Source organism: Streptomyces sp. SAT1 (genome assembly GCF_001654495.1).
GTDB lineage: Bacteria > Actinomycetota > Actinomycetes > Streptomycetales > Streptomycetaceae > Streptomyces > Streptomyces andamanensis.
The window spans coordinates 5,607,945-5,620,871 of sequence record NZ_CP015849.1; the positions used below are offsets into that span (position 1 = coordinate 5,607,945).

The following is a 12,927-nucleotide window of genomic DNA, read 5'->3' on the forward strand; positions in this document are numbered from 1 at the left end:
CAAGGAGCTTCGTTTCACGATGGACGTTCGCGACACCCCTCTCCGCTGGTACGGAGAGCGGTACCCCAGCACGGACCCCGCCGGGATCTACCACGTCCTGGCCGACCTGGAGCAGCCCTGCTTCATCGCCGTCACCCCCGAGGGCATCGGCGCGGTCTCCGGCGGTTTCGCCTCCGCCGAGGGTGAGGGACTGCCGCTGCTCGCCGCCGCCGAACCGCTGCCGCCCGAGCGCCTGGGCTCGGCCGCCTTCCGCACCGCCCACGGCGTCGCCCAGCCGTACATGGCCGGCGCCATGGCCGGCGGCATCGCCTCCGCCGACCTGGTGATCGCCCTGGCCCGCGAGGGCTTCCTCGCCTCCTTCGGCGCCGCCGGGCTGCTGCCCGAGACCATCGAGCGCACCCTCGCCCGGTTCGCCGCCGAGATCCCCGGACTGCCCTACGCCGTCAACCTCATCCACAGCCCCAGCGAGGACCGGCTGGAGCGGGAGGCCGTCGAGCTGTTCCTGCGTCACGGGGTGCGCTGCGTGGAGGCGTCCGCGTACATGGACCTCACCCCGCACGTGGTCCGCTACCGGCTGGCCGGACTGCGCCGCGGCCCGGACGGACGGGTCGTCGCCGACAACCGGCTGATCGCCAAGATCTCCCGCTCCGAGACCGCCGAACGCTTCATGCACCCGGCCCCGGCCACCCTGGTCAGCGCCCTGCTGGAGCAGGGCCTGATCACCGCCGAGCAGGCCGCGCTCGCCCACCACGTCCCGCTCGCCGACGACATCACCGTCGAGGCGGACTCCGGCGGCCACACCGACCGGCGCCCGCTGCCCGCGCTGCTGCCGACCATCCTGCGGCTGCGCGACAGCGTGCAGCGCGAGTTCCGCTACGCCGTGCCGGTGCGTGTCGGCGCGGGCGGCGGCCTGGGCACCCCGGTCGCGGTCGCCGCCGCCTTCGCGATGGGCGCCGCCTATGTGGTGACCGGCTCCGTCAACCAGTCCTGCCTGGAGTCCGGCGCCTCCGCCAAGTCCAAGGAGATGCTGGCCGAGGCGGGCATCGCCGACTGCGAGATGGCCCCGGCCGCCGACATGTTCGAGATGGGCGTCGAACTCCAGGTCCTGAAGAAGGGCACGCTCTTCCCGATGCGGGCCAAGCGCCTGTACGAGCTGTACCAGAGCTGCGACAGCCTGGAGTCCATCCCGCCCGCCGACCGGGCCCGCCTGGAGCAGCAGATCTTCCGCCGCTCCCTGGAGGACGTCTGGCAGGAGTGCGTCACCTACTTCACCCGCCGCGACCCCGAGCAGCTCGCCCGCGCCGCCGGCAGCCCCAAGCGCCGGATGGCCCTCGTCTTCCGCTGGTACCTGGGCATGTCCTCGCGCTGGGCGGTCACCGGCGACGAGGGCCGCGCCATGGACTACCAGGTGTGGTGCGGCCCGGCCATGGGCAGCTTCAACGACTGGGTCACCGGCAGCTATCTGAAGACCCCCGGCAACCGCCGCGTCGCCGACGTCGCCCACCACCTGATGCGCGGCGCCGCCTTCCACACCCGGCTCGCCCAGCTGCGCACCGCCGGCGTGCACATCCCGGCCACCGCCGCCGACTACCGGCCGGTCCCGCTGGAGACGCCCGCCCACGGCTCCTCGGTGGGGCTGCGATGAGCACACTCACCCCCGAGGAGCTGGAGGAACGCCTCGGCGACCCCGCCGACGACACCAACCCGTACGGCTTCGCCGCCGCCGTCGCCCGCGACGAGCGCGACGAGTTCCCCGAGGAGCTCTGCGCGGAGCTGGTCCGCGCCGGGTTCCACCGCAACTACCTGCCCAAGGAGTGGGGCGGCGCGTTCGAGTCCTTCGACCGCAGCCTCACCCTGGTGCGCTCCGCCGCCCGCCGGGACGTCAACGTCATGCCCGGCACGATGTTCAGCATCATCGCCGCGACCTGCCTGCAACTGCACGGCAGCGTCGAGCAGCAGCAGCGGGCCGCGGAGATCCTGCGCTCCGGCGGCGCCGTCGCCTTCGCGCTCACCGAGGCCGCGCACGGCAGCGAACTGCTCACCAACGAGGTGCGGCTCACCCCCGAGTCCACCCTCACCGGCGAGAAGTGGCTGGTCGGCCTCGGCCTGCGCGGCGAGGCGGTCTACGTCGTCGCCCGCACCGGCGAACGCGGCCCCGGCGCCTTCTCCGCCGTGCTGCTGGAGACCGACCGGATCCCCGAGGGCCGCCTGGAGCGGGTGCCCGCGCCGCGCACCGGCGGCATGCGCGGCATCGACCTGGCCACCCTGCGCTTCCACGACACCCCCGTGCCCGAGGACGCGCTCGTCGGCCGGCGCGGCGAGGCCCTGGAGGTGGCCGTCAAGGCGCAGCAGGCGGTCCGGCTGATGAGCATGGCCGGCAGCCTCGGCATCGCCGACACCGCCGTCCGCATCGCCCTCGACTTCGCCACCGGCCGCCGCACCGGCCGCACCGAGCTGGTCGAATCCCCGTGGTCCAAGCGGGAGTTGTCGGTCGCCGCGGCGGCGCTGCTGGCCGCCGACGCGGTCGCGCTGAGCGCGGCCCGCGGGGTGCACGTGGTGCCCGAGGCGTTCAGCGTGTGGGCGCTGTCCGCCAAGCACGTCGTCGCCGAGGCCACCGACGACCTGATCCGCCGCTCGGGCACCGTGCTCGCCACCCGCTCCGTGCTGCGCGAGGGCGCGCCCGGCGCCGGGCTCTTCCAGAAGCTCCAGCGGGACTCCCAGGTGGTCCGGGTGATCGACGCGAGCACCCTGGCCAACCTCCGCTCCTACGCGGGCCAGTTGCCCACCCTCACCGAGGGCACCGCCCCCGCCGACGAGGACGCGGTGCACAGCGTCTTCTCCCTGGACGCGCCGCTGCCGCCGTACGAACCGGCCCGGCTCGACATGTTCGCGCGCGGCCAGGACCCGGTCCTGGCCGGGCTGCCGGACACCGCCGACGCGCTGCCCGACGGCCTCGGCGAGGCGGCCCGGCCGGCCGCGCGCCTGGTGGCGGCGGTCGCGGACCTCGGCGAGCTGACCCGGGCCGCGCAGCGCCCCGGCGCCGACCCGAACGCGCTCGTGGACGCCGCCGAACGCTACGCCTGGCTGCACGCCGCCGCCTGCTGCCTGCACCTGTGGCAGGCGAACCGCGACCGCTCCCTGTACGGCGCCGAGCCCGGCGCCACCGGCTGGCTGGGCGCCGCCCTGGCCTACCTCCTCGCCCGCGCCGAGGGCACCGACCCGCGCCGCGACGCGGCCCTGCTGGCGCCCGCCCTGGACGCCGTCCGCGCCCTGCACACCGGCGACCGGCTGTTCACCGCCCTGCCCGTCCGGCTGGCCACCCCCCGTAAGGAGCCCTGAGATGCCCAAGTCCGACGTGACCGAGCTGGCCGCGAGCCTGGAGGAGTACCTGGGCGACCCGCACGACGCGGACAGCCGGATGCCCTTCGCGCAGATCCTGGACCACGACGTCCGCGGCGAGTACCCGTACCAGTTCGTCGCCCTGCTGCGCCGCTGGGGCCTGCACCTGCGCTGTCTGCCCGCGAGCGACGGCGGTCTGGCCGGCAACGTCGAGACCGGGATGGGCCTGATGCGCCTGGTCGCCCGGCGCGACCCGTCCACCGCGGTCGGCCTGGCCCTCAACAGCCTCGGCTTCATGCCCGCCTGGATCCTGGGCACGCCCGAGCAGAAGGGCGCGCTGATCGAGGACATGAAGCGCGGCAGCTCGGTCTCCTGGGGCCTGTCCGAGCGTGTCCACGGCAGCGACCTGGTCGCCAACGAGGTGCTGGCCGAACGGACCGAGGGCGGATGGCTGCTCACCGGAGAGAAGTGGCCGATCGGCAACGCCACCGTCGCCGACAAGATGGTCGTCTTCGCCCGCACCGGCAAGCGCCCCGGCCCGGCCGCCTACTCGCTGTTCGTCCTGGACAAGTGGCGGGCCGAGCCCGGCACGGTGGCCGACCTGCCCTTCGAGGACCTGTACGGCACCCGCGCCCTGGACCTGAGCGGGGTCCGCCTGGACGGCGCGTTCGTCCCCGACTCGGCGATGATCGGGCGCGAGGGCCAGGGCCTGGAGATCGCGCTCAAGACCAGCCAGACCGCGCGGGTGGTGCTGATGCACCTGGCACTGTCCGCCGTCGACACCAGCCTGCGGCTCGCCCTCGACTTCGCCGAGCGCCGGGTGCTGTTCGGTGACCGGATCAGCGATGTGCCCTACACCCGGCGCCAGCTCACCGAGGCGTTCGCCGACCTGATGATCGCCGACGCGATGGTCCTCGGCGCCGCCCGCGCCCTCCAGGCCGCGCCCGAGCAGATCAGCGTCTGGTCGTCGGTGGTCAAGTACCAGGTGCCGACGCTGCTCCAGAAGACGATGTCCCAGCTGACCGTCGTCCTGGGCGCGCGCACCTTCCTGCGCGACCACCCGCACTACGGCATGCACCAGAAGATGGTCCGCGACATCCTGATCACGGACATCGCCGACGGCAACACCGTGGTGAACCTGCGCAACCTCGGCCACCAGCTCGCCGGTCTGCTCGACAGGGCCGCCGAGCCCGGCGAGGGGGTGCGCGAGGCCGCCGCCGAGCGCGCCGCCGTGCTCTACGGCCTGGACCGGGAGCTGCCGGTGTACGAGCCGGTCAAGCAGGAGCTGTTCAGCCGCGGCCTGGACGACGCGGTGCTGGCCGCGCCCGACGGGATCGCCCGGCTGCGCGCCCTGGCGGACCGGGCCGACGGCGCCGAGGGCGCCGCGAGCACCGAGGCCGAGCGGCTGCGTGCCGCCGCGGACCTCGCCGGGGAACTGACCGGCCGGGCCGGGCCCCTGCGCGAGCGCGCCGCCGCCCTGAAGGCCGAACTGGGCAAGGACTACGCGCAGTCGCCCGAGCTGTTCGAACTGGCCAAGGAGTACTGCCTGGTGCACGCCGCGGCGGCCTGCGTGCTCACCCATGTCCACTCCGCCGACGCCGTGGAGGCGCCGCTGCCCAGCGCGTCCCTGCTGCTGCTCCAGCTGGAGCGGATCCGCCGCCAGCTGTTCCCGCACGAGCAGGTCACCTCGCAGGCGGTCGTCGACGAGGTGATGGAGGTGCTGCGCGGCCTGCACCAGGACAACCGGCTCTTCTCGTACTGGCAGTTCCCGCTCGCCAAGCGGCTCACTGACGAGTCCGCCGCCCGCCGCTGAACCATCGTCCGTCCACCAGGGAGGTGTCGCGTGATCCGCAGTGACGACCGGGCGTTCCTGTGGCTGCTGCCCGAGCCGGCCGTGGCCTCCTTCGCCGCCGCGCTCGGCGGTCCCCGCCTGCTGACCGCCGAGGAGCGGGCCGCGCTGGACCGGCGGCGCACCGAGGGCGCGCGCCGCCGCTACCTCGGCGGGCGGCTGCTGTGCCGCTACGCGCTCACCGCCCGCACCGGCCGGCCCGTGGACCGCTGGCGTTTCACGCACGGCGCCCACGGGCGGCCCGAGCCCGAACCGGCCACCGACGGCGTCCGGTTCAACCTCTCGCACCACGACGGACTCATCGCCTGCGTCGTCACCCGGGGACGCGGCTGCGGTGTGGACGTCGCCCCGGTCACCGCCTCCCCGGAGCTGACCTGCCACCTGGCCCGGCGGCTCGGCCCCGAGGAGCGGGCCCGGCTCGCCGGGGCCGCGCCCGGCGCGCGCGCCGCCCTGGCGAGCGAGCTGTGGGTGCTCAAGGAGGCGTATCTGAAGGCGCTGGGCACCGGGCTCACCCGGGACCTGGCGAGCTTCGGCGTCGTCCGCGGGCCGGGGGACCGCATCGCCGTACGCGACCCGCGGCAGCCGGGCGCGGACGCCCGCTGGTGGTTCGACCTGATCCACGCCGGGCCCCGGCACGTCGTCGCCGTCGCCACCGAGCACGGCCGGCCCGGGGCCCTGCGCCGCACCGACCTGTCCGACCTCTCGCTGACCGCCCTGACCACCGCATGAAGGACATCACCATGACGCAACCCACCACCCCGCGTGTCGCCATCGTCGGTGCGGGAGTCTCCGGTATCTCCGCCGCCTACCACCTGCGCGAGCGCGCCCAGATCACGATCTACGAGCGGGAGGACCGCCTCGGCGGCCACGCCAACACGGTGGAGGTGGAGGACGACGGCCGCACGCTCGGCATCGACACGGCCTTCGTCGTCTTCAACCGGCCCGCGTACACCAACCTGTGCGAGTTCTTCGACGAGCTGGGCGTCGAGGCGGTCGAGCACCAGGGCGCCTTCAACTTCTTCGACCTGGACTCGGGCCTGGAGTACGGCACCGCCGAACTCGCCCTGACCGAGGAGGAGGTGGCCGAGCGCTACACGGAGGAGTTCCTGACCATCTGGCGCGAGGCCCGCCGCTTCCACACCGAGGGCCGCAAGGACTTCGTCCGCAAGAAGGCCGACATCCCGCTCGGCGAGTACCTGGACCGGGGCGGCTACAGCCAGGCGTTCCGCAACTCCTACGTCATCCTGCTGTGCTCCGCCGTCTGGTCCATCCCGGCCGAGCTGATCTGGGAGATGCCGGCCAGCACCGCCATCGCCTTCTTCATGGGCCACGACGAGGGCGGCCTGGGCGGGCGCCAGGTGGACTGGCGCACCGTCGGCGGCGGTTCCATCTCCTACGTCCGCAAGGCGCTGGCCGCCATCGGCCCCGAGATCCGCAGCGGCGACCCGGTCACCGCGATCCACCAGGAGGACGACGGGGTCACGGTGACCACCGCGCGCGGCAGCGAGCGCTACGACTACGTGGTGGTCGGCGCCCACGCCGACGAGGCGCTGGCCCTGCTGGACAACGCCAGTGACCACCAGCGCGAGGTGCTCTCCAAGGTCCGCTACAACGGCTCCTCGGTCGTGCTGCACACCGACCCGTCCGTGATGCCGGCCGACCGGGAGCGCTGGCAGGCGTGGAACTACGGCAAGGTCGACGTGGACGGCGAGGCCCGCACCTATGTCGCCTATTACATGAACAAGCTCCACGGATTCACCTCCGAGAAGGACTACTTCGTCACCCTCGACTATCCGCGGGACGTCGACCCGGAGACGGTCATCGCCGAATTCCCGTACACCCACCCGATCATCGACATTCACGTCCGTGACATGCAGAAGAGCATCTACGACGTGAATGTGGGAAGCCGCGTGAAGCTGTGCGGCTCCTACTTCCACGCCAAGCGGCACGGCGTGGACCAGATCGGTTCGCACGAGGCCGGATATTCCTCCGGAATGGAGGCGGCGCGCCAGCTCATCTCCGAACTCTGAGCGTTCCGTGACGCAAAGCGCGCCCTCCGCCTGTGGCGGGGGGCGCGCTTCGTGCGTGTGCGAGGTGCGCGGCGGGATCAGGAGGCGAGGACCCGGCCGCTGAGCAGCTGGGTCAGATAGCCCGCCACCGAGAGCGCCGAGGGCTCCTCGGGCTCCTCGGCGGCGCCCGTGCCGGGACGCGGGACGGCGCTCTCCGGCGCGGCGGCGCCCGGGTCGGTGAGGACGGGGGAGCAGACGCTGATCTGCTCGAGGCGGGCCGTCAGCAGCGGCGTGGCGGCGGCGCCGCCGACGGCGGCCAGCCGGCGCCGGGCGCGCCGGTAGACACCGATCGCCTCCGGGCCGCGCCCGCACCGGCACAGGGCCAGCATGAGCTGGTCGTGGAAGCGTTCGCGCAGCGGGTGGGCGGCGACGGCCGCCTCCAGCTCGGGCACCACCTGCTGGTGGCGCCCGGTGCGCAGCGCGCAGTCGAAGTAGATCTCCAGAGCCTCCTGGCGCTCGCGTTCCAGGCGGGCCGCCAGCGGGGTGCAGACCGGGCCGCGGGTGCCGCCGCCCAGGACGTCACCGCGCCACAGCGCGAGGGCCGCGCCCAGAACCGTACAGGCGGTCCCGGGGTCGCGCTCGGCGCTGCGGCGGGCCGCCGTCACGGCCTCGCGGAAGCGTCCCGCGTCGGTCTCGGCGGGGGCGGCGCGCAGCGCGTAGCCCGCCTCGCGGGCGCTCAGCCGCTGCCCTTCGGCGCCTTCCGGTTCCAGTCGCAGCAGCGATTTCCTGAGCGTGGAGACATGGGCGTTGAGGGTATGGGCGGCCTGGCGCGGGGGAGTGGCGCCCCAGAGTTCCCTGATCAGCAGGGAACGGGGGACGGGGAAATTCGGCTGGGCGAGCAGAGCGCCGATCAGCAGCCGAGTCTTCGGGGCGTTCAGGGGCACGCTCCGGTCGCCGTTCTCGTCGTAGAGATCGGGCGGGCCCAGAATCCGGAACTGCATTCTCCTGCCTCCCGTGCGCGGTGTACTGAATTCCGCACACGAGAAGAACACGCGGGGCATTGCGCGGGCCTGAGTCGCGGCCACTCACCTTCCGGCGCCGCGGCGGCGCGGGGGACGGGGCGCGGTGTGCCGGGGCGGGCGTGCGCACGGGGCGGACATGAGTAGCCCTCACTCACGCCCGCCCGCCGCCGCGGCGCTTTCGACGGGTCCGGCGCAGATCGTGTCCTCGCCGGCCGCGCTCTCGCCGTGCCGCAGCTCCGACTCGGCCTCCTGCGCGAGGCGGCGCAGCGCCATCAGGGCGGGCTCCAGCAGGAACGTCAGCAGCACCGCGCGCTCCGCCTTCTCCAACGGGTCCTCGAACGCCTGGAGTTCGTCCAGGTCCAGGCGGGCGGCGCGGGCGGCCAGCTCGGCGTAGGGGAGCAGGTGCCGCCAGTCGTACTCCATGCCCAGTGAGCGCAGGGTGCTCAGGGTCTGGTCGATGACGCGCCGGGCGGGGTTGTACGCGGAGACGCACCAGCCCAGCGCGTCGAGCAGGGCGGCCGCCTCGTGGCAGTCCTCGGCGGCCGGGCCCTCCTCGGGGCCGCCGGGCGCGCCGCTGCCGGAGGGGTCTATGCCGACGGCCAGACCGAGCACCTCGTGCACGTCGCTCTGGTGCTCGGAGACGGTGTCCAGCACCTGCCGGGCGGCGGCGACGGACAGTCCGCGCACCCCGATCAGCGCCCTGACCAGGCGCAGCCGCCTGAGGTGGGTGGCGTCGTACTCGGCCTGGGTCGCGGCGGTCGCCCGGCCCGGCGGCAGCAGGCCCTCGCGCAGGTAGTACTTGATCGTGGCGTTGGGCACCCCGCTGCGACGACTGAGTTCCGAGATCCGCATCAGCTTCTCCGCTCTCCCACTGGCAATTGGGTAGTGCCACTGTCTAAGATGGATAGTGTCACTCACCAACCGTGGAGGCGAGACTACCGTGCCCACTCTTCCCTGGGTCACGCCGAACCCGGCCCGGCCCGACACCACCGCCTTCGTCATGGCCTCCCGCTTCGAGGTGCGGTCCCTGAAGGACGTCCCCCGCTTCTTCTGGAAGTCCCTCGCCGCCTGGGGTCAGGTGCGCAAGGCGCCCGGAGCGCTCGGGGCGTCCCTGGAGGCCCAGCCGTTCAAGAGGACCTTCTTCACCCTGAGCGCGTGGGAGAGCCGCGAGGCGCTGTACACGTACGCCAGGACCGAACCGCACAAGGGCGTCATGGGCAATGTGCGCTCCACCATGCGCCGCTCGACGTTCATCTTCTGGGAGGTGCCCGTCACCGGCCTCCCGATCGACTGGAAGGACGCCAAGCGCCGCATCGACGAGAAGGCCCGCGCCGACGCGGCGGCCGGCGGTCGCGCGGCTCACTGAGCCTCCGGCCCACCGGGGCCCCCGGCCCGCTGAGCCTCCGGTCCCCTGAGCCCCCGGCCCGAGGACGCCCCCGCCCTCGGGCCGGGTCCCCGCCCGCCCGGACCCGCGCCCCGCCACCCCGGGTTGAGCCCTTTGCCATTCCTTGGCCGAACGGGGCCGTGACCCGCGCCCCGCCTGTCAGGCGCTGTCAGCCCGCGGGCCCCGGCGCCCGCACTCTCATTACGCTTCCCGCCGGGCCACTCGCCGGGCCGTCCGGCGGACGAGCCCGGCGCCCGGCGCCGCCCCCGGCACCCGGGGTCGACATGTCGACCCGTCCGCGCGCCCCCGGCCGCCGTACGCACTTCCGCATCCCGCATCCCGCATCCCGCACCCCGCACCGGCCGCACCTCTTCCCCCGGTACCCCGGTACCGGAGAACCCGGAGAACCAACGTGACCACGGTCCACGAGACGCTCGTCAGGGGCGAGACCGCAGCCGGTGCCGTCGGCGTGGCGACCGCTCTCCTCGACGCCTACCGGCCCGGCGCCCACCGCTTCTTCGCCTCCCCGACCCGCACCCTCCTCGCCGAGGGCACGCACACCCGGGTCGCGCACGACGAGAGGCCGCTGACCGACCGCGTACGGGAAGCCCTCGGCACCGCCGCCGCCCGGGGAGCGGCCGACCCCGTGGTGATCGGCGCCATCCCCTTCGACCGGACCGCGCCCGCCGCACTCGTCGTGCCCGCCGCGCTGCACCGCGCTCCGGCCCTCGCCGCCGACCCGCTGATCGCCCTGCCCGCGCCCCCGCCCGAACCCGTCGCCTGGACCCTGCGGCCCGTGCCCGAGCCCGAGCGGTACGCCGAGGCCGTCGCCGCCGCCGTACGGCGCATGCGGGACGGCGAGTTCGGCAAGGTCGTCCTCGCCCGCGCCCTGGACCTCACCGCCGACCGGACGCCCGGCCTGCCCGCGATGCTCCAGCGCCTGGCCCGCCGCGACCCCCACGGCTACACCTTCGCCGTGCCCACCGCCACCGGCGGCACCCTGCTCGGCGCCAGCCCCGAACTCCTCGTCTCCCGGCGCGGCACCGCCCTGGTGGCCAACCCGCTGGCCGGCTCCGCCCCGCGCAGCGCGGACCTCGCCGAGGACGTGCAGCGCGCCGCCGCGCTGCTCAGGTCCGCCAAGGACCTGCACGAGCACGCCGTCGTCGTGGACGCCATGCGCGCCGCCCTCGCCCCGTACTGCGCCACCCTGCACGTACCGCCGCGGCCCACCCTGGTGAAGACCGCCGCGATGTGGCACCTGTCGACCACCCTCACCGGCACCCTCGCCGACCCGGCCGCCACCGCGCTGGACCTGGCCTGCGCCGTGCACCCCACCCCCGCCGTCTGCGGCGCCCCGACCGCCCACGCCCGCCGGGTCATCGGCGAGCTGGAGCCCTTCGACCGGGGCCTGTACACCGGCATCGTCGGCTGGGGCGACGCCGCGGGCGACGGCGAGTGGGTGGTCACCATCCGCTGCGCCGAGACCCGCGGCCAGGACCTGCGCCTGTACGCCGGCGCGGGGGTCGTCGCCGACTCCGACCCCGCCGCCGAGACCGCCGAGACCGGCGCCAAGTTCCGTACGTTCCTGGACGCCGTGGGAGCAGCACTGTGACCGCACCGGCCCCGCACACCGCACCGGAGACCGCACCGGCCGCCGGAGCCGCCGCCGCGCCCGACGCCCCCACCTGGCCCGCCGCGTACGCCGAGCGCTACCGCGCCGCCGGCTACTGGCGCGGCGAGACCTTCGGGCAGATGCTGCGCGCCCGCGCCGCCCGCCACCCCGACCGCACCGCCGTCGTCGACCCGGCCGGCGCCGGACGCCGCTGGTCCTACGCCGAACTCGACCGCCGCGCCGACCGGACGGCCGCCGGACTGCTCGCCGCCGGCATCGGCCGGGGCGACCGCGTCGTGCTCCAACTGCCCAACGTCGCCGAGTTCTTCGAGGTGCTCTTCGCGCTCTTCCGGATCGGCGCGCTGCCCGTCTTCGCGCTGCCCGCCCACCGCGACACCGAGATCACCCACTTCTGCGTGCTCAGCGAGGCCGTCGCCTACGTCGTCGCCGACGTCCACGAGGGCTACGACTACCGCGACCTGGCCACCCGGGTCCGCGCCAACGCCCCCACACTGCGGCACGTGTTCGTCGTCGGTGACCCCGGAGAGCACACCCCGCTGGCCGAGGTGCCGCGCGAACCCGTCCCGCACGACGAGCCCGCGCCCGGCGACCTCGCCTTCCTCCAGCTCTCCGGCGGCAGCACCGGCGTACCCAAACTCATCCCGCGCACCCACGACGACTACCTCTACTCGGTGCGCGCCTCCGACGAGATCTGCGCCGTCGACGAGGACAGCGTCCACCTCGTCACCCTGCCCGCCGCGCACAACTTCCCGCTCAGCTCGCCCGGTTCGCTCGGCACCCTGGCCGCGGGCGGCCGCGTCGTGCTCTGCCCGCGCCCCGACCCGGACACCGCGTTCCCGCTGATCGAACGCGAACGCGTCACCCACACCGGGCTCGTCCCGCCGCTCGCCCTGGTGTGGACCGAGGCGGCGGCCGCGACCCCGTACGACCTCAGCAGCCTGCGGGTACTGCTGGTGGGCGGCGCCAAGTTCAGCGAGGCCGCCGCCCGCCGCGTCCGGCCCGCCCTCGGCTGCGCCCTGCAACAGGTCTTCGGCATGGCCGAAGGACTGGTCAACTACACCCGGCTGGACGACGACGAGGAGACCGTCGTCACCACCCAGGGCCGGCCCATCTGCCCGGACGACGAGATCCGCGTCGTCGACGACGACGACCGCGACGTCGCCCCCGGCGAGACCGGACACCTGCTCACCCGCGGCCCGTACACCATCCGCGGCTACTGGCGGGCCCCCGAGCACAACGCGCGCTCCTTCACCGCGGACGGCTTCTACCGCACCGGCGACCTCGTCCGGCTGACCGGCAGCGGCCACCTCGTCGTCGAAGGACGCAGCAAGGACCAGATCAACCGCGGCGGCGAGAAAATCGCCGCCGAGGAGGTCGAGAACGTCATCCTCGGCCACCCGGCGGTCCACGACGTCTCCGTCGTCGCCGTCCCCGACGACTACCTCGGCGAACGCAGCTGCGCCTACGTCATCCTGCGCCGCGGCGCCGAGCTGCGGGCCGCCGCCCTGCGGCGGTTCGTGCGCGAACGGGGACTGGCCGCCTACAAGGTGCCCGACCGCGTCGAGTTCGTCGACGCCTTCCCGCACACCGGCGTCGGCAAGGTCAGCAAGAGGGACCTGCGCACGACCGCCGCCGACTCCGCCAGCGCCCCCCACGGCCCCCACGGCCCCCACGGCCCCCACGACTAGGCG

General features: G+C 74.2%; 10 protein-coding genes. 8 read left to right on the forward strand and 2 right to left on the reverse strand.

The genetic code is table 11. The features are described 5' to 3' along the window. The first annotated feature begins 19 nt into the window (after window positions 1-19). From A8713_RS24120 to A8713_RS24140, 5 genes are read left to right on the forward strand one after another with little or no spacing between them, the layout of a single operon-like run. On the forward strand, window positions 20-1,645 hold the full coding sequence (locus A8713_RS24120) for a PfaD family polyunsaturated fatty acid/polyketide biosynthesis protein (protein ID WP_037889062.1): 1,626 nt from the start codon (window positions 20-22) through the stop codon (window positions 1,643-1,645). After that, window positions 1,642-3,339, forward strand: a complete 1,698-nt coding sequence (locus tag A8713_RS24125) for an acyl-CoA dehydrogenase family protein (protein ID WP_064535669.1) — start codon at window positions 1,642-1,644, stop codon at window positions 3,337-3,339. The genes A8713_RS24120 and A8713_RS24125 overlap by 4 nt, the downstream gene beginning before the upstream one ends. Window position 3,340: 1 nt before the next feature. After that, window positions 3,341-5,152 carry an acyl-CoA dehydrogenase family protein gene (locus A8713_RS24130; protein ID WP_064535670.1) on the forward strand — a complete coding sequence of 604 codons (1,812 nt, stop codon included), beginning with the start codon at window positions 3,341-3,343 and terminating at the stop codon, window positions 5,150-5,152. A 30-nt stretch (window positions 5,153-5,182) separates the two neighbouring features. After that, the gene (locus tag A8713_RS24135) at window positions 5,183-5,917 is read left to right on the forward strand and encodes a 4'-phosphopantetheinyl transferase family protein (protein WP_064535671.1); all 735 of its coding nucleotides are present in this window, start codon (window positions 5,183-5,185) and stop codon (window positions 5,915-5,917) included. Between the two features lie 11 nt (window positions 5,918-5,928). Then, window positions 5,929-7,218: an NAD(P)/FAD-dependent oxidoreductase gene (locus tag A8713_RS24140; protein ID WP_064537679.1), complete on the forward strand. Its 1,290-nt coding sequence runs from the start codon at window positions 5,929-5,931 to the stop codon at window positions 7,216-7,218. A 77-nt stretch (window positions 7,219-7,295) separates the two neighbouring features. Here the strand turns inward: A8713_RS24140 and A8713_RS24145 are convergent, their stop codons facing one another. After that, window positions 7,296-8,198: an AfsR/SARP family transcriptional regulator gene (locus tag A8713_RS24145; RefSeq protein ID WP_064535672.1), complete on the reverse strand. Its 903-nt coding sequence runs from the start codon at window positions 8,196-8,198 to the stop codon at window positions 7,296-7,298. 168 nt (window positions 8,199-8,366) lie between these two features. Beyond that, window positions 8,367-9,071 carry a MerR family transcriptional regulator gene (locus tag A8713_RS24150; protein WP_064535673.1) on the reverse strand — a complete coding sequence of 235 codons (705 nt, stop codon included), beginning with the start codon at window positions 9,069-9,071 and terminating at the stop codon, window positions 8,367-8,369. An 88-nt stretch (window positions 9,072-9,159) separates the two neighbouring features. Here A8713_RS24150 and A8713_RS24155 point away from each other — a divergent pair, with 88 nt between their 5' ends. The 3 genes from A8713_RS24155 to A8713_RS24165 all read left to right on the forward strand — a co-directional run bounded on the left by A8713_RS24155 (window position 9,160) and on the right by A8713_RS24165 (window position 12,924). Then, window positions 9,160-9,585, forward strand: a complete 426-nt coding sequence (locus A8713_RS24155; RefSeq protein WP_064535674.1) for a DUF3291 domain-containing protein — start codon at window positions 9,160-9,162, stop codon at window positions 9,583-9,585. Window positions 9,586-10,015: 430 nt separating this feature from the next. Continuing rightward, window positions 10,016-11,215, forward strand: a complete 1,200-nt coding sequence (gene dhbC, locus A8713_RS24160) for an isochorismate synthase DhbC (protein ID WP_064535675.1) — start codon at window positions 10,016-10,018, stop codon at window positions 11,213-11,215. Further along, on the forward strand, window positions 11,212-12,924 hold the full coding sequence (locus tag A8713_RS24165; protein WP_064535676.1) for a (2,3-dihydroxybenzoyl)adenylate synthase: 1,713 nt from the start codon (window positions 11,212-11,214) through the stop codon (window positions 12,922-12,924). Before dhbC ends, A8713_RS24165 begins: the two co-directional genes overlap by 4 nt. The last annotated feature ends 3 nt before the right edge of the window (window positions 12,925-12,927 follow it).